Raw genomic sequence first — 15,688 nt, 5'->3', positions numbered from 1 at the left:
TCATCCTACTATTTCAAGGTACTTTCTAATGCTTTTAAACACAGAGCGACATTCTCGTTCCGTGCTGCATACCCCATCAAGCCAATGCGCCATGCTTTACCCGCTAATGCACCTAGGCCTGCCCCTATTTCAAGGTTATATCGCATCAGTAAGGTCTTTCTGACTTCGGCATCATCTACACCATCAGGAATATAAATCGCGTTTAATTGCGGTAAGCGGTGTTCTTCTGCCACCACAAATTGAATACCGAGTTGCTCAAGACCTTCACGTAAAGCTAAGTGTGCATCTTGATGACGCTGCCAAGCATTTTCTAAGCCTTCTTGCTGCAATAATACTAACGCTTCATGTAATGCATAAAGGCTATTCACTGGCGCGGTATGGTGGTAGCTACGCTTACCTTCCCCACTCCAGTATCCCAGTACTAAGCTTTGATCCAGAAACCAGCTCTGAACAGGGTTCGTACGCGCTTCTATCTTATCGATAGCGCGTTGTGAGAACGTCAGTGGTGATAATCCAGGAACACAAGATAAACATTTCTGACTACCAGAATAGACAGCATCAAGTTGCCACTCATCCACCAGCAAAGGAACCCCACCCAGAGATGTCACTGCATCAACTATGGTTAAACAATCATGCTGACGTGCGATTTCTGCGATTGCCTTTGCATCACTCAATGCCCCTGTTGATGTTTCGGCATGCACAAAAGCGACCACTTTAGCGTCGGGGTGCTGTACCAACGCTTGTTCAACCAATGCGGGATCAACGGGCTCTCCCCATGCGTTATCAACAATAACCGCCTCACCACCACAGCGAATTACGTTCTCGCGCATACGATCGCCAAATACCCCATTACGACATACAATGACTTTATCGCCTGGTTCAACCAAGTTAACAAAACACGCTTCCATCCCCGCACTTCCCGGCGCAGAGACCGCAATCGTAAAGCTATTTTTAGTCTGAAATGCGTACTGCAATAACTGCTTTAGTTCATCCATCATACCAATGAAACTCGGATCAAGGTGACCAACAGTCGGACGACTTAACGCTTGTAATACTTGTGGGTAGATATCGGATGGACCAGGCCCCATCAAAGTACGTTGAGGTGGGTAGAAGCTTCCTATTGTCATTGTAATTCTCCTTAAAAGGTATCTGACGCTTATGTGTAGTTATATATCAGAATAATGTAGGTCGATGTTTATCTTTGTTTCAAAGCTCGCGATTTCGGTTTACCTACACAAGTTATTTCAATTTATTTGCATAATCAATCATTGATGTATTGACAACCCCACCATAAATCCTATTGAATGGCTATTCAGTTTTTGTTCATCCTGCTGATATTCTCAGCAGGTAAAAACAGAAGAGGAGCGTTACCCAGGTATTTGTTTGGCGGGGCCCCACCCCAATGCCAAGCTAAGAGGGGGAGTAACGCCGAGATATGTCCGAGCAGGGGATCGGCTATATCGGCTTTGAAGGTTGAATCCTTCTGGCTGTCATATTTTGCCTTTTGAATGGAATCAAAAAGGTCTGATATGGGGAGCTTCTGGTTGTCGTGATTTTTATCCGTTCACCGTTTGATACTGCTACAGTACTAGCAGCACCTCCCGCTTATTTCATCCGATTCCTATACTTTATGCTGTTTTTAGGAGACATGTTTTGAGCCCGACTGTATCACCCTCAACATCACCAGCCCTTACCGTCGCTAAGTTTGGTGGCACTAGTGTTGCCGACTTTAATGCGATGCAGCGTAGTGCTCACATTGTGGCAAATAGCCCAGCAACACGCCTTGTCTTGATCAGCGCATGCTCTGGGGTCACCAACTTGCTAGTAGAATTATCTCAGGGCATTGCAGATAATGCATTACGTCAGCAGCGACTCCAAACCCTGAACGATACCCATCAATCAGTGCTCGATCAACTTCAGTCACCTGAAATCCCTGCCGCCGCTATCCAAGTTCTATTAGAGAATATCACTGCACTTTCAGAGCAAGCCATTGATCAACCGAGCGCGGCGATTACCGATCAATTAGTGGCGAATGGCGAACTACTCTCGACCCATTTATTTACACAAATTCTTCGAGAGCAAGGTATTGATGCAATTCGATTCGATATCCGCCAAGTGATGCGAACGGACAGTCAACACGGCAAAGCCATTCCTAACCCCACTGCGATTCGTCAACTCAGTAACGATCACCTCCGCAGCCAATTACAGCATCACGTTGTCGTTAGCCAAGGGTTTATTGGTTCTGATGAAAGCAACCACACGACAACTCTAGGTCGTGGCGGTAGTGATTACAGTGCCGCATTAATGGCCGAGGCAATCAATGCAACCACCTTAGAAATCTGGACCGATGTTCCTGGCATGTACACCACAGATCCTCGTATTACCGCCAAAGCACAACCCATTAAAGAAATCAGCTTTAGCGAAGCCTCTGAAATGGCCAATTTCGGAGCGAAAATTCTCCACCCCTCAACCTTAGTTCCTGCGATACGCCAACAAATTCCAGTTTTTGTTGGCTCGTCAAAAGCACCAGGGCAAGGAGGGACTTGGATTCGACAAACAGTTAGCAATGCACCTCTTTTTCGAGCGGTAGCACTTCGTTGCAACCAAACTATGGTGACGCTCACTAGTTTGAATATGTTCCATGCTTATGGCTTTCTCGCTGAAGTCTTTCGTATTTTAGCTGAGCATAAAATATCGGTTGATTTAATTACTACATCAGAAGTCAGCGTTTCACTGACTCTGGATCAAACCGATACGGCAGGTGGTGCTCCGACACTACCACAAGCAGCGATTGAAGCTCTGAACGAATGGTGCCGAGTAGAAGTAGAGCAAGGGCTCTGCTTAGTCGCATTGATCGGTAACCAAATGAGCCATACCCAAGGCTCTGTGAGTCAAGTATTTGGTTCTCTCGATGATTATCAGCTTCGGATGGTGTGCTATGGCGCCAGCCCGCACAATCTCTGTTTCTTGATTGATCAAGACAATGCGAAGCCAATCGTACAACAGCTACATCAGCAATTATTTGAAGAACATTAAGCTCTCATAATAGATATTACTATTGCTAGGCAATATCTTCATGGAACAGCATCCAGCAGACAGCTATCTAGTGAATATTCAATATCATCGAGACAAATAAGGTACTGGACTCAGGTCTATTCGATACATGGCATCAACTCCTTCTTACCTTCCTCACATAGCAGTAGTGCGGGTAAGAAATTGCAGGCATTGAATCTGATGTGGACGAGTGGGTGGTCTCTCAGTCACACTAGCGCTGTTTTGAACCTATCCTCTCCTGGCATCTTGTCGTCATGGCTTAAAAAGTACAATGAGGCTGGTTTAGAAGGACTAGAAAACCGCCCTATAGGAAGACCTCTCATGAAATCTCAATCCAAAGCTACACCAAAACCTGATGACGAAATGACCCTTGAAGAGCTGAAAGAGGAACTGGCGTACTTGCGGGCAGAGAATGCTGTTCTAAAAAAGTTGGAGGAGCTGAAGCAGCAAAAGCGTCGACAAACAAAGAAAAAGCGTTAGCCGTCTCAGCTCTGAAAGAAAAGCACTCATTAAAGCACCTACTTCGAGCCATGAAGATGGCAAGGAGTGTGTTCTACTATCAAATTCAAGCATGCCATAAGCCTGACGCTTATGAGCACGAGCTAGAAGTTATTAGATCGATTTATCATGAGCATGAGGGGCGTTATGGCTACCGCCGTATTCACTTGGAATTAAGGAATCGCGGTATCAAGCTCAATCACAAGACGGTACAACGGCTGATGACCCGGCAGGGGCTAAAATCCACGATGAGGCCAAAGAAGTATCGAGCTTACAGAGGAGAAGCAGGGAGAGCGGCACCAAACATACTTGAAAGAGACTTCAAGGCGACAAAACCTGATGAAAAGTGGGTGACAGATGTCACCGAGTTCAAGGTTAAAGGGCAGAAAGTCTATTTGTCGCCGATAGTTGACCTGTTTAATCAAGAAGTGATCTCGTTTAGGCTGGCCAAAAATGCTCGACTACCACTGGTTACGGGCATGTTGAAAGATGCAATAAAGAAACTTAGAGGACACTCAAGACCAATTGTACATAGCGACCAAGGCTGGCAATATCGGCATAAGGCTTATCAAAAGCAACTCGCTAACTGTGGTCTTGCCCAAAGTATGTCGCGAAAAGGGAATTGCCTCGATAATGCTGTAGCCGAGAACTTTTTCGCGTTGCTGAAAACAGAGATGTATCACGGGAAAAGCTTCAAAGATGCCGATGAACTGATAGAAAAGATTAAAGGGTACATCGAGTATTACAATACAAAACGTATAAAGGTAAAACTAAAAGGCCTGACTCCGATAGAATATCGAAATCAGGCCTTACAAGCCGCTTAACTAAAATGTCCAACTTAATGGGGTCACTTCAAATAGCGAGGCTTTTTGTTCAATACAGTACTAAAGATTAACCATCGATACGTTCGATGCTCATACCTAAGCCACTGAATTTTTCTTCAATGTGTTCGTAACCACGATCGATGTGGTAAATACGATCCACAATTGTCTCGCCTTCTGCAATGCTACCCGCAATCACAAGGCTTGCTGATGCACGTAAATCCGTCGCCATCACTTGAGCGCCACTAAGACCGTCGGTGTCACCACAGATAACCGTGTTACCTTCAATCTCGGCATGTGCGCCCATACGAATAAGCTCAGGAATGTGCATGAAACGGTTTTCAAAAATCGTTTCAGTGATAATGCCTGTGCCTTTAGCAACAAGGTTTAGCAGCGAGAACTGTGCTTGCATATCTGTCGGAAAACCAGGGTGTGGTGCAGTGCGAATGTTTACCGCTTTCAACTCACGATCTGTCATGTCCAAACTGATCCAATCTTCTCCGGTTTCAACCGCAGCACCAGCTTCTTCTAGTTTTGCTAACGCAGCTTCCATCAAAGACGGACGCGTGTTACGACACATGATCTTGCCACCAGATACCGCAGCTGCAACCAAGAAAGTACCCGTTTCAATGCGATCAGGAACCACTCGGTGATAACCGCCACCTAAACGCTCAACACCTTCAATCGTGATGGTATCTGTACCAGCACCCGTCACTTTCGCGCCCAATGCATTCAAGAAATCGGCTGTATCAACAATCTCTGGTTCACGCGCAGCGTTCTCAATGATCGTTGTGCCTTCAGCTAAGGTTGCCGCTGACATGATAGTCACTGTTGCGCCAACACTGACTTTATCCATAACGATGTGAGCACCTTTCAGGCGACCATCAACGCTGGCTTTAACATAACCTTCTTCAAGCGTAATGCTTGCGCCAAGTTGCTCAAGGCCGCTGATATGAAGATCAACAGGACGCGCACCAATCGCACAGCCACCAGGTAGTGAAACTTGGCCTTTACCAAAACGTGCCACCAATGGACCTAACGCCCAAATAGAAGCGCGCATGGTTTTTACTAAATCATACGGAGCACAAAACTCATTTACACCGCTAGCATCAACGTGGACAGAACCATTACGCGATACTTTTGCACCTAAACGGGTCAGCAATTCCATTGTCGTATCGATATCGCGCAATTTAGGCACGTTCGCCACTTCAACAGGGCCTTCTGCTAATAGCGCAGAAAACAAAATAGGCAATGCTGCATTCTTAGCACCAGAAATGGAGACTTCGCCACTTAATGGGCCACCGCCCTGGATTCGAAACTTCTGCATCATAACCTCTACAGCGACATCAATTTTTTATCACGCGCCCATTCTGCTGGCGTGTATGTTTTAATGCTTAACGCATGAATTTCGTTAGCAGAAATTTGTGCCATTAGCGGTGCGTAGATGGCCTGTTGTTTTTTCACGCGGTTCATACCATCGAACATCGCGCCAACAGCAATCACTTCGTAGTGACTACCTTCACCCTTAACGATGACTTCATCAAGTTCTAAGGCATTTTCAAGAAGTTTTTTAATTTCAGAGATTTCCACAATCTATCCTCTTTGCTGCTCAGGCGATATTGGCAGCGAATAATGAATCCACATGGCTTAGGCGAAGCAAAGTGCTAAGTTGTTCAGGCATCTTACATAGCGTCAATTGACCACCAGATTGTTCGATGTATTGGCATAGATGCAACAGCATTACCATACCAGCAGAATCAACTCGCTCAAGTGCTGACAAATCAAGTGTGACCGCCAATTGTTGGGGTACCCACTCTTCTCTTTGTCGCCAAAATGTCGAGACTGTGTCATGTTCTAAGCGACCTGACAAGCAATAATGACCATCAGAGATCATTTGCCATTTTACTTCAGTATTAGCACTCGACATGGCCATTACTTATCTGTTTCACGGCGAATAGGCTTCGCTGCTAATGTTTTCAGCGTGTTAGTTACCGCGTCTACACCTTCGGTGCGTAATTGGCCACTCCACTCACTTTGTTTGGTCGAGATCATGCTGACACCTTCCGCCACCATGTCGTAACCTTGCCACTCATTGGTTTTCTTATTCTTACGCATTTTAAAGTCCAATCGAATCGGTGGACGTTGCTTATCGATAATATCAACCCGTACCGACACGATACTGCGATCCGCTGGAACCGCTTTGGCAGGCTCAATTTGAATATTTTGATCAGAGTATTGCGTAAGCACTTGGGCGTAAGATGCCACTAAGTAATCAGTAAACGCATCAACAAACGCGTTACGTTGTTCTTTCGTCGTTTTCTTTAGTTGAGGACCGAGTACTTTATACGCAGCGTAACGACTATTTACATACGGTAAAAGCTCTTGCTGTACTACCACGCGCAAATGTTCTGGGTTTTGCGCTATCGTGGCCTGCTCAGCTTTCAAGCGATCAAACATGGTGGTCGAAACCGCAGCCATCATTGTATATGGATCCGTTTTATCAACCATTGGTGCCGCTATTGCGCTGGTTAATGTCAGTACTACACCCAACACACTGATCATAAAAGATCGTATCATTCTTTGTTCCCTCTCTGATCTACGCAATGTCGCTCGCACTATTTCTGATCACCGCCGATGCTATAGAGCACCTGACCAATCATATCTTCTAATACTAGCGCGGATTTTGTATCTTCAATCAAATCGCCATTACCTAGCATTTCAATATCATCATCAACAAACCCAGGGCTAATACCCACATATTGTTCCCCCAGTAATCCTGACGTTAAAATGGCTGCAGAGCTCGTTTCGGGGAAGTAACCAAATTGCTTATCAATCGTCAATTCAACGACAGGTACATAGCTTTCGCCGTCTAATGTGATACTGCTTACTTGACCAACAGTGACACCGCCAACTTTGATCGGTGAACGAACTTTCAAGCCGCCAATATTGTCGAAGTGCGCACTCAAACTGTACGTATCTCGACTGCCAATATTTTTCACATCAGCAACCTGAAAGATAAGGATTAACAAAGCAATAATGCCCATTAATACAAATGAACCTACCCATAATTCTGTTTTTTTTGTCTGCTGCATCTGTTAATTCCCAAACATAAGCGCGGTCAGTACAAAGTCTAGCCCCAATACCGCCAAGGATGAATTCACCACGGTGCGGGTTGTTGCCTGACTAATTCCTTCTGAAGTGGGTACTGCATCGTACCCATTAAATACGGCAATCCATGTCACGGTTATTGCGAAAAAGACCGACTTGATAATGCTATTACCAATGTCATACCCCAATTCAACCGACGACTGCATTACCGACCAAAAACTACCATAGTCGATCCCTTTCCAGTCGACCCCGACGAGCTGTCCACCCCATATACCAATGGCAGCAAACATCATCGCGAGCAGCGGCATAGAAATAACACCCGCCCAAAAACGTGGAGCAATAACCCTACGCAGTGGATCGACCGCCATCATTTCCATACTGGAGAGTTGTTCTGTGGTTTTCATTAACCCAATTTCAGCTGTTAATGCCGAGCCCGCTCGACCAGCAAACAATAATGCTGTCACCACCGGACCCAGTTCACGTAATAACGACAAAGCGACCATTTGACCAAGGCTGGTTTCTGCACCGAAATCCACTAGCACGATATAGCCTTGTAAGCTTAAAACCATGCCAATGAACAAACCAGAAACCAAAATAATAGCAATCGAACGCACACCCACTGAATACAATTGAGCCAATAACAACGGCCACATTTTTTTCGGCTGCGGCTTACAGCATATCGCGCCGAACAACATCAAGGTTGCTCGCCCTATCGCCGTACATTTATCTAAGGTGAATCGTCCGAGACGGCGAATCCATTCCATGTTTAATACCGCTTAGGATTGAGAAGAAAAAAGATCATCAGCCAACGGCTGAGCTGGATACTGAAACGGCACTGGGCCGTCGGCATCCCCATCAAGAAACTGACGAATCTGAGGATCTTGGTTTGCGCGTAGTTCGTCAGGACTACCACTGCCAATAATTTTCCCACCCGAGAGTAAATACACTTTGTCAGCAATACTCATCACTTCGGGGACATCGTGCGATACGATAACAGCAGTAACACCCAGAGCTTGATTCATGTCGCGGATTAATTTAACCAATACTCCCATGGTAATCGGGTCTTGGCCAACAAACGGTTCGTCATACATGATCAATTCAGGGTCTAATGCAATTGCACGGGCTAACGCAGCCCGTCTCGCCATCCCGCCGGATAACTCATTTGGCATCAACTGGGCAGCACCCCGTAAGCCCACAGCTTCCAATTTCAAGAGCACCAATGTACGTAACAAGTCTTCAGGTAAATCAGTATGCTCACGTAGCGGAAAGGCAATATTGTCGAATACCGTCATATCAGTGAACAACGCACCAGACTGAAACAACATACTCATGCGCTTTCGAACTTGGTATAACGTTTTGCGGTTCAATGTCGGAATATTGTGACCATCAAACCAAACCTCGCCGCTATCAGGCGCTAACTGTCCACCAATTAAGCGTAATAAAGTCGTTTTACCTATGCCTGATGGCCCCATAATGGCGGTAATCTTCCCTTTGGGCACCTCAATACAGACATTGTCGAAAATTCGGCGTTCACCACGCATGAAAGTCATGTTGTTAATTGTAACAAGCGAGTTAGTTGGCCCCATAACATTCCTGTTGATTATTCTCTGGTGCAATACCCTGATTCTGTCGATTCACGAGGTTCACAATAAGCAGATAAATGAGCTAAGCGACAGATAATAATAAAGATAATACATGCAACTCAAGAAAATAACTGTCAGTTTTCCGTTATTTCCTCGCAAAGCTAAGGTCAAAACAATCGAATATCCCTCGAATTGTGAGCAATCACTTCCCTCTTAGCCTATTCATTCAGGCACAACAATGCGGTAGGTTTTCAACGTCTTCACCGAAAGCTTTAGTTAATCACGTTAAATTCACTGCGTTTATCCTTCCCTTTTGAGTTGCTAAACGTCAAAATTGTCCTCTTAACTAATGTTCACAATTAATTTGAATTAGAAAGGGATAACAATGCTTGAAGCCATTGTCTTACTTTGTATCGGTTTAACTCTTCTGGTGTGGAGTGCAGACCGCCTCGTTTTTGGTGCTGCTGCGCTCGCTAAAAACTTTGGCGTCGCACCGCTGATCATCGGTATGACCATCCTTGCCATGGGATCGTCAGCCCCTGAAATGATGGTATCAGCAACTGCTGCTCTCGCGGGAAAAACAGATACAGCGGTAGGCAACGTACTTGGCTCTAATATTGCCAACATTGCCCTTATCATCGGTCTCACTGCCATTATCAAGCCACTGAGTATCAGTTCCGGCATTATTCGCCGTGAATTACCTCTTATGCTGGGCGTTACGCTGGTTGCAGGTGCTTTGCTCTGGGATAGTCACTTAGGCTTCCATGAAGGTGTACTGCTGGTTATATTGTTTGTCCTTTTCTTGTTCGCGATGTTTAAAATCAGCCAAAAAGCAAAAGTAGAAGGCGATGCGCTGGCTGATGAACAAGAATCAGAAATCCCCGACGGTGTCAGTAACATCGCGGCAGGTGTTTGGATTGTCATTGGCCTAGTGCTGCTGCTTTACTCTTCAGATATGGTGGTTGAATCTGCGGTGACTATTGCCAAATACTATGGCATGAGCGATCTAGTGATCGGCTTAACCATCATCGCAATTGGTACCAGCTTGCCAGAACTAGCAGCGTCTATCGCGAGTATCTTCAAAGGTGAAGATGATATGGCGGTGGGTAATATCATCGGCTCTAACGTTTTCAACATTCTGGCGGTTATGGGTATCCCTGGTTTATTAAACCCATCGGTATTAAGTCCACTCGCGATGGGTCGTGACTTCTACGTGATGCTAGCCGTTTCTGTCTTATTAATGCTGATGGCACTTGGAAAACGTCGCCGAATCAACCGTATAGAAGGTGGTATACTTCTCTGCTGCTTTATCGCCTATCAGGGATATCTGTTTTATAATGTTGCAGGTTAACGGAGAGTAAATGATGTCGCACATGTTTGATTTTTGCGCCCATGGTCGCAAAGTAATGGAAACTGAAATCGCAGCCCTGCAAAACATTCAGCAGTATGTTAATAGCGAATTTGCCGCTGCGTGTGAGCTTATTTGCCAATGCAAAGGCAAGGTTATTGTCATGGGCATGGGTAAATCCGGCCACATTGGTAACAAGATAGCCGCAACGTTTGCAAGCACGGGTACTCCAGCCTTCTTTGTTCACCCAGGCGAAGCGAGCCATGGTGATCTTGGTATGATCAAAAAAGACGATGTGGTATTAGCGATATCAAACTCAGGTGAAGCGTCTGAGATCATGGCGTTATTACCCGTGATCAAACGCCTTGGTATCCCGCTTATCAGCATGACAGGTAAGCCAGAATCAAGCATGGCGAAATTTGCTCAGATCCACTTGCAAATTACCGTAGAGAAAGAAGCATGCCCATTAAACTTAGCACCCACCTCTAGCACCACCGCGACATTAGTTATGGGCGATGCGCTAGCGATTGCAATAATGGAAGCGCGCGGTTTTACAGCTGACGATTTCGCGCTTTCTCACCCAGGTGGTGCGCTAGGTCGCAAACTGTTAATGCGTATTAGCGATGTGATGCACAAAGGTGACTTACTGCCTATCGTTAATGAAGAAGCCACAATTAAAGATGCCCTACTTGAAGTCTCTCGCAAAGGCTTAGGGATGACAGCGATCATCGATAATAGCGAAATGCTGACGGGTATTTTTACTGATGGCGATCTGCGCCGTTTACTCGATAACCGTGTCGACATCCATAACACCAGTATCGGTGATGTGATGACACGCAACCCTTCAACTATTTCGCCAAATATATTGGCCGCTGAAGGATTAAAAGTGATGGAAGATAGGAAGATTAATGGCTTGCTTGTCACTGAAGATAACCGCTTAGTGGGCGCTTTAAACATGCATGACCTACTAAAAGCAGGGGTTATGTAATGGCAACAATCGAAACTATTTATGGTCCTGTCTGTCAAAACGTATACCAGCAAGCGAAACAGATTCGCTTACTGATTTGTGATGTCGATGGTGTGTTTTCCGATGGCCGTATTTACATGGGTAACGATGGAGAGGAATTAAAAACCTTCCATACACGTGACGGTTATGGCATTAAGTCATTGATGGGCGCTGGCGTTGAAATCGCGATTATCACAGGCCGTAAATCCGCCATTGTTGAAAACCGCATGTCAGCCTTGGGTATCAAACACGTCTACCAAGGGCAAGATAACAAGCTGGCCGCTTACGCCGATATTCATAACAATCTGAATATCGCCCCAGAACACACGGCATACATTGGTGATGATCTGATTGATTGGCCAGTAATGGAAAAAGTCGGTCTATCCGTATGTGTTGCCGACGGTCACCCATTACTCGCACAGCGTGCTGATTTCATTACACGCATTCAAGGTGGCTATGGCGCAGTACGCGAAGTTTGTGATCTGATCCTTGAAGCAAAAGGTGAACTGGATAAACATAAAGGCTTAAGCATATGACCTTACATAAGCTACTCTATACACTCGCTTTTATAGTGTGTGTATCGGCTGGCTTTTACTTAATTAATGACTACTGGCAAGGTGATGTTCAAGTTAAACCTGACGATGAAAAGCCTATCTTTACGGGCAGTATCGTTACGAGCACCTCACATACCGAAACCGGTATTCGCAGTTATCAAGTCGATTCTGAGTATCTTGAACACTTTAAGAAAAGTGGTGACACTGATTTCGTCAAACCAGTGTTGTGGCTCTTTCGAGAAGGCACAGAAACTGAGTGGCGTATTAGTTCTAATGATGCAACACTCGATCAAGACCAGATTTTATATATGAAAGGCAATGTTCGGATTTTTAATTTACTGCCAGACTCAACCCTAAAAGTAATCCAAACCGACAACCTGCGTATTGATCTTGTCAGCAAAGATTTTGATACCCCTGACCACGTCGTAATGACGGGCGATGCTTTTATTAACGAAGGCGACGGTATGACGGGGAACATGGATCGCAGTGTTGCGACCCTACTCAACAACGTGAAAGGTAGATATGAATCTATTCAAAATTAGTACCCTACTTTGCCTTTGTATCAGTACATCGAGCTGGGCACTGAGTGACGATACCGAGCAACCAATTTACATTGATTCGGATACGCAAAATCTCGATATTCAAAATAATATCGTGACCTTCACGGGCAATGTGGTTTTACGCCAAGGCAGTATCGACATTCGTGCCGACAAAGTTGTGGTAACACGACCTAAAGGGCAAGAAGGCCAAGAAGGCCAAGAAGTGATTGATGCCTATGGTAAGCCTGCGACCTTCCATCAAATCATGGATGACGGTAAGCCTATCGACGGTGAATCACTCGAAATGCGCTACCTTACCGCGACTGAATTTTTGAAGATGACCAATGAAGCACTGCTGATCCAAGATGGCAGTGAGATCCGCGGTAAAGTGATCACTTACAAAATCGATGAACAAAAACTGGCAGCACAAAGTGGCGATAAGAAACGTGTAACCACCATCTTGCAGCCCGCCCAGTTAAACTCGAATAAGAAATAAGCACGACTATGGCAACGTTAAAAGCAGCACATCTCGCAAAAAGCTACAATGGCCGCAAAGTCGTGTCTGATGTAAGCATTGAAGTGAAATCAGGTGAAATTGTTGGCTTACTTGGCCCTAACGGTGCAGGTAAAACTACCTCGTTTTACATGATCGTCGGCCTAGTCGCACGTGATGAAGGCACCATCAGTATTGATGATACTGATATCAGCTTGCAGCCGATGCACAACCGCTCTCGTATGGGGATTGGCTACCTGCCCCAAGAGGCTTCAATCTTTCGCCGTTTAAGCGTACATGACAACCTCATGGCCGTATTACAAACTCGCAAAGAGCTTAGCCGTTCAGAACGCCAAGACAAGCTTGAAGAATTATTGGATGAATTCAACATACAGCACATACGCAATAGCTTAGGTATGGCATTATCAGGGGGCGAACGCCGCCGTGTTGAAATTGCCCGCGCGCTAGCAGCCAATCCAAAATTCATTTTACTCGATGAACCTTTTGCCGGTGTTGACCCGATATCCGTGATCGACATCAAAAAAGTCATTGAGCATTTACGTGATCGTGGCCTTGGGGTTCTGATCACCGACCATAATGTTCGTGAAACTCTCGACGTATGTGAACATGCCTACATTGTTAGTCAAGGACAATTGATTGCGCACGGCTCGCCAACCGACGTTCTTAACGATGAACATGTAAAACGTGTTTATCTGGGCGACCAGTTCCGTCTATAGTTAGTAATAGATCGGCACGCACAACAATAACGACAAGGTGCATTGATACTCATGAAAACCTCGCTCCAGCTTAAGCTAGGCCAACAACTTGCAATGACGCCTCAACTGCAGCAAGCCATTCGCTTACTGCAGCTTTCGACGTTGGATTTACAACAAGAAATCCAAGAAGCCTTAGATGCTAACCCATTGCTAGAGCTGGAAGAGAGTGAGAGTGAGAACAGTGCCGATGACAAATCGTCTGACAACAACGATATTGACGCATCAGCACAAGACAACAGTAGCCAAGATTCTGAACCCGATCCATATGACACATCTGAAGTGATCGAGCAGCGTGAAATGCCAGAAGATTTACCTGTCGATACCACTTGGGAAGACGTGTACAGCGCTGGCACAGGAAGCACAGGGATCAGCATGGATGATGACATGCCGATTTACCAAGGTGAAACCACTGAGTCGCTGCAAGATTACTTGATGTGGCAAGTTCAGCTAACACCGTTCAGTGAAACAGACCTCGCTATCGCGACCGCCATCATTGATGCCATCGACGATAAAGGGTATTTAACCTGTTCTGCCGACGATATCCTTGAAAGCTTAGGTGTCGATGAAATCGAACTCGATGAAGTCGAAGCCGTACTAAAACGCGTACAGCAATTTGACCCTCTTGGTGTTGCCTCTCGTAATCTACAAGAATGCCTGTTACTTCAATTAGCAACATACCCGAAAGACACACCGTGGTTGAGCGAATCCAAACACATTCTTGAGCACCACATCGGTTTATTGGGTAACCGTGATTACCGCCAACTGATGCGCGATACCAAGCTAAAAGAGCCCGAATTAAAAGCCGTGATGCAATTGATCCACGGTTTAGACCCTCGCCCGGGGAACTTGGTCATTTCATCAGAGACCGAGTATGTCGTGCCTGATGTTTCCGTCTTTAAAGATCATGGCAAATGGATCGTCACGATCAACCCAGACAGCGTTCCTCGCATTAAAGTAAACGAGCAGTACGCCGCTCTGAGTAAAAACACCCGTAACAGTGCTGATAGCCAATTTATTCGTACCCACCTCCAGGATGCGAAGTGGCTCATAAAAAGCTTAGAAAGCCGTAACGAAACCCTACTAAAAGTGGCACGATGCATTGTAGAGCATCAACAAGATTTCTTTGAATTCGGTGAAGAAGCCATGAAACCTATGGTACTTAATGATATTGCATTAGATGTTGATATGCATGAGTCCACCATTTCACGGGTTACCACCCAAAAGTACATGCATACCCCACGTGGCATTTTTGAATTAAAATATTTCTTCTCAAGCCATGTAAGCACGGATAATGGAGGCGAATGTTCATCAACCGCCATCCGTGCACTCGTCAAGAAACTGGTTGCCGCTGAAAACCAAGCGAAACCATTAAGTGATAGTAAGATTGCAACATTACTGGCTGAACAAGGCATCATGGTAGCGCGACGTACCATCGCGAAGTACCGTGAATCTCTTGGGATCCCACCATCGAACCAACGTAAACGTTTGATATAGCGTAAATGCTCCAAACGCCCAACAGAAGGAAGATGTCTATGCAAATCAATCTCACAGGACACCATGTGGAAGTTACGGATTCTATGCGTGACTATGTAAACACTAAGTTTGAAAAGCTTGAACGTTTCTTTGACAAAATTAATAATGTCCATGTGATTTTAAATGTAGAAAAATTACAGCAAGTGGCGGAAGCGACTTTGCACATAAATAATGGCGAAATTCACGCCAAAGCGGATGCAGATGATATGTATACCGCGATCGATGCGTTGACCGATAAACTCGTACGTCAATTAAATAAACATAAAGATAAACTCAATAGTCATTAATCATGCAACTGAGATCGGTATTGAGCCTGGACTGCACTAAAAGTGCAGTCCACTGCTCTAGCTTACAATTGTGAGTTTCAATAAAAAC

The 15,688-nt window shown here is 45.3% G+C and carries 19 protein-coding genes and 1 riboswitch; of the genes, 11 read left to right on the top strand and 8 right to left on the bottom strand.

Annotated elements, in window-relative coordinates; translation table 11 throughout:
• Positions 1 to 8 precede the first annotated feature (8 nt).
• Positions 9 to 1,127, bottom strand: a complete 1,119-nt coding sequence (locus ASV53_RS00270; protein WP_094955670.1) for a pyridoxal-phosphate-dependent aminotransferase family protein — start codon at positions 1,125 to 1,127, stop codon at positions 9 to 11.
• Positions 1,128 to 1,349: 222 nt separating this feature from the next.
• Positions 1,350 to 1,548, top strand: a riboswitch (Lysine riboswitch).
• A 105-nt stretch (positions 1,549 to 1,653) separates the two neighbouring features.
• Here ASV53_RS00270 and lysC point away from each other — a divergent pair.
• Genes lysC through ASV53_RS00255 form a run of 3 tightly spaced genes read left to right on the top strand, consistent with a single transcriptional unit; the run spans position 1,654 to position 4,376 of the window.
• Positions 1,654 to 3,036 (top strand): lysine-sensitive aspartokinase 3, encoded by a 1,383-nt coding sequence (gene lysC, locus ASV53_RS00265; RefSeq protein WP_189337794.1) that lies wholly within the window; start codon positions 1,654 to 1,656, stop codon positions 3,034 to 3,036.
• Between the two features lie 6 nt (positions 3,037 to 3,042).
• Complete coding sequence (locus ASV53_RS26465) at positions 3,043 to 3,534, top strand: helix-turn-helix domain-containing protein (protein ID WP_094955669.1); 492 nt, start codon at positions 3,043 to 3,045, stop codon at positions 3,532 to 3,534.
• Between the two features lie 11 nt (positions 3,535 to 3,545).
• Positions 3,546 to 4,376, top strand: coding sequence for an IS3 family transposase (locus ASV53_RS00255; protein WP_239928692.1), 831 nt, complete (start codon positions 3,546 to 3,548; stop codon positions 4,374 to 4,376).
• 67 nt (positions 4,377 to 4,443) lie between these two features.
• On the opposite strand, the gene murA is transcribed toward ASV53_RS00255, so the two are convergent.
• The 7 genes from murA to mlaF are packed head-to-tail and all read right to left on the bottom strand — an operon-like array spanning position 4,444 to position 9,067.
• Positions 4,444 to 5,700, bottom strand: a complete 1,257-nt coding sequence (gene murA, locus ASV53_RS00250; protein WP_094955667.1) for a UDP-N-acetylglucosamine 1-carboxyvinyltransferase — start codon at positions 5,698 to 5,700, stop codon at positions 4,444 to 4,446.
• Positions 5,701 to 5,708: 8 nt separating this feature from the next.
• Positions 5,709 to 5,963, bottom strand: a complete 255-nt coding sequence (gene ibaG, locus ASV53_RS00245) for a BolA family iron metabolism protein IbaG (RefSeq protein WP_062689622.1) — start codon at positions 5,961 to 5,963, stop codon at positions 5,709 to 5,711.
• A gap of 19 nt (positions 5,964 to 5,982) precedes the next feature.
• Entirely contained in the window at positions 5,983 to 6,300 is a 318-nt protein-coding gene (locus ASV53_RS00240; protein ID WP_062689731.1) for an STAS domain-containing protein, read from the bottom strand.
• A 5-nt stretch (positions 6,301 to 6,305) separates the two neighbouring features.
• Positions 6,306 to 6,947 carry a phospholipid-binding protein MlaC gene (gene mlaC / locus ASV53_RS00235; protein ID WP_439126475.1) on the bottom strand — a complete coding sequence of 214 codons (642 nt, stop codon included), beginning with the start codon at positions 6,945 to 6,947 and terminating at the stop codon, positions 6,306 to 6,308.
• Positions 6,948 to 6,988: 41 nt separating this feature from the next.
• Positions 6,989 to 7,465: an outer membrane lipid asymmetry maintenance protein MlaD gene (gene mlaD, locus ASV53_RS00230; protein ID WP_062689619.1), complete on the bottom strand. Its 477-nt coding sequence runs from the start codon at positions 7,463 to 7,465 to the stop codon at positions 6,989 to 6,991.
• 3 nt (positions 7,466 to 7,468) lie between these two features.
• Positions 7,469 to 8,245 carry a lipid asymmetry maintenance ABC transporter permease subunit MlaE gene (gene mlaE, locus ASV53_RS00225; protein ID WP_062689617.1) on the bottom strand — a complete coding sequence of 259 codons (777 nt, stop codon included), beginning with the start codon at positions 8,243 to 8,245 and terminating at the stop codon, positions 7,469 to 7,471.
• Between the two features lie 12 nt (positions 8,246 to 8,257).
• Positions 8,258 to 9,067: a phospholipid ABC transporter ATP-binding protein MlaF gene (gene mlaF, locus ASV53_RS00220; RefSeq protein ID WP_094955666.1), complete on the bottom strand. Its 810-nt coding sequence runs from the start codon at positions 9,065 to 9,067 to the stop codon at positions 8,258 to 8,260.
• Between the two features lie 382 nt (positions 9,068 to 9,449).
• Here mlaF and ASV53_RS00215 point away from each other — a divergent pair, with 382 nt between their 5' ends.
• The 8 genes from ASV53_RS00215 to hpf are packed head-to-tail and all read left to right on the top strand — an operon-like array spanning position 9,450 to position 15,600.
• Positions 9,450 to 10,415 carry a calcium/sodium antiporter gene (locus ASV53_RS00215; protein WP_094955665.1) on the top strand — a complete coding sequence of 322 codons (966 nt, stop codon included), beginning with the start codon at positions 9,450 to 9,452 and terminating at the stop codon, positions 10,413 to 10,415.
• A gap of 13 nt (positions 10,416 to 10,428) precedes the next feature.
• On the top strand, positions 10,429 to 11,400 hold the full coding sequence (kdsD, locus tag ASV53_RS00210; protein WP_094955701.1) for an arabinose-5-phosphate isomerase KdsD: 972 nt from the start codon (positions 10,429 to 10,431) through the stop codon (positions 11,398 to 11,400).
• Complete coding sequence (gene kdsC, locus ASV53_RS00205) at positions 11,400 to 11,954, top strand: 3-deoxy-manno-octulosonate-8-phosphatase KdsC (RefSeq protein WP_062689613.1); 555 nt, start codon at positions 11,400 to 11,402, stop codon at positions 11,952 to 11,954. The genes kdsD and kdsC overlap by 1 nt, the downstream gene beginning before the upstream one ends.
• Entirely contained in the window at positions 11,951 to 12,514 is a 564-nt protein-coding gene (lptC, locus tag ASV53_RS00200) for an LPS export ABC transporter periplasmic protein LptC (protein WP_094955664.1), read from the top strand. The genes kdsC and lptC overlap by 4 nt, the downstream gene beginning before the upstream one ends.
• Positions 12,495 to 13,007 carry a lipopolysaccharide transport periplasmic protein LptA gene (lptA, locus tag ASV53_RS00195; RefSeq protein ID WP_094955663.1) on the top strand — a complete coding sequence of 171 codons (513 nt, stop codon included), beginning with the start codon at positions 12,495 to 12,497 and terminating at the stop codon, positions 13,005 to 13,007. The genes lptC and lptA overlap by 20 nt, the downstream gene beginning before the upstream one ends.
• Before the next feature lie 8 nt (positions 13,008 to 13,015).
• Complete coding sequence (lptB, locus tag ASV53_RS00190; RefSeq protein ID WP_094955662.1) at positions 13,016 to 13,741, top strand: LPS export ABC transporter ATP-binding protein; 726 nt, start codon at positions 13,016 to 13,018, stop codon at positions 13,739 to 13,741.
• Between the two features lie 51 nt (positions 13,742 to 13,792).
• On the top strand, positions 13,793 to 15,274 hold the full coding sequence (locus ASV53_RS00185) for an RNA polymerase factor sigma-54 (RefSeq protein WP_094955661.1): 1,482 nt from the start codon (positions 13,793 to 13,795) through the stop codon (positions 15,272 to 15,274).
• A 38-nt stretch (positions 15,275 to 15,312) separates the two neighbouring features.
• Positions 15,313 to 15,600: a ribosome hibernation promoting factor gene (hpf, locus tag ASV53_RS00180; RefSeq protein ID WP_062689610.1), complete on the top strand. Its 288-nt coding sequence runs from the start codon at positions 15,313 to 15,315 to the stop codon at positions 15,598 to 15,600.
• Positions 15,601 to 15,688: the final 88 nt, after the last annotated feature.

The organism is Photobacterium sanguinicancri (genome assembly GCF_002265265.1).
Classification (GTDB): domain Bacteria; phylum Pseudomonadota; class Gammaproteobacteria; order Enterobacterales; family Vibrionaceae; genus Photobacterium; species Photobacterium sanguinicancri.
The sequence above is the reverse complement of the archived record's forward strand: the minus strand, read 5'-3'. Positions and strand labels throughout refer to the sequence as shown.

Bases quoted from the DNA above. Each gene is read 5' to 3' on its own strand.
- ASV53_RS00270 (WP_094955670.1), bottom strand. From the start codon at position 1,127: ATGACAATAGGAAGCTTCTACCCACCTCAACGTACTTTGATGGGGCCT.
- murA (WP_094955667.1), bottom strand. From the start codon at position 5,700: ATGCAGAAGTTTCGAATCCAGGGCGGTGGCCCATTAAGTGGCGAAGTC.
- ASV53_RS00240 (WP_062689731.1), bottom strand. From the start codon at position 6,300: ATGTCGAGTGCTAATACTGAAGTAAAATGGCAAATGATCTCTGATGGT.
- mlaD (WP_062689619.1), bottom strand. From the start codon at position 7,465: ATGCAGCAGACAAAAAAAACAGAATTATGGGTAGGTTCATTTGTATTA.
- mlaE (WP_062689617.1), bottom strand. From the start codon at position 8,245: ATGGAATGGATTCGCCGTCTCGGACGATTCACCTTAGATAAATGTACG.
- mlaF (WP_094955666.1), bottom strand. From the start codon at position 9,067: ATGGGGCCAACTAACTCGCTTGTTACAATTAACAACATGACTTTCATG.
- ASV53_RS00215 (WP_094955665.1), top strand. From the start codon at position 9,450: ATGCTTGAAGCCATTGTCTTACTTTGTATCGGTTTAACTCTTCTGGTG.
- kdsD (WP_094955701.1), top strand. From the start codon at position 10,429: ATGTCGCACATGTTTGATTTTTGCGCCCATGGTCGCAAAGTAATGGAA.
- kdsC (WP_062689613.1), top strand. From the start codon at position 11,400: ATGGCAACAATCGAAACTATTTATGGTCCTGTCTGTCAAAACGTATAC.
- lptC (WP_094955664.1), top strand. From the start codon at position 11,951: ATGACCTTACATAAGCTACTCTATACACTCGCTTTTATAGTGTGTGTA.
- lptA (WP_094955663.1), top strand. From the start codon at position 12,495: ATGAATCTATTCAAAATTAGTACCCTACTTTGCCTTTGTATCAGTACA.
- lptB (WP_094955662.1), top strand. From the start codon at position 13,016: ATGGCAACGTTAAAAGCAGCACATCTCGCAAAAAGCTACAATGGCCGC.
- ASV53_RS00185 (WP_094955661.1), top strand. From the start codon at position 13,793: ATGAAAACCTCGCTCCAGCTTAAGCTAGGCCAACAACTTGCAATGACG.
- hpf (WP_062689610.1), top strand. From the start codon at position 15,313: ATGCAAATCAATCTCACAGGACACCATGTGGAAGTTACGGATTCTATG.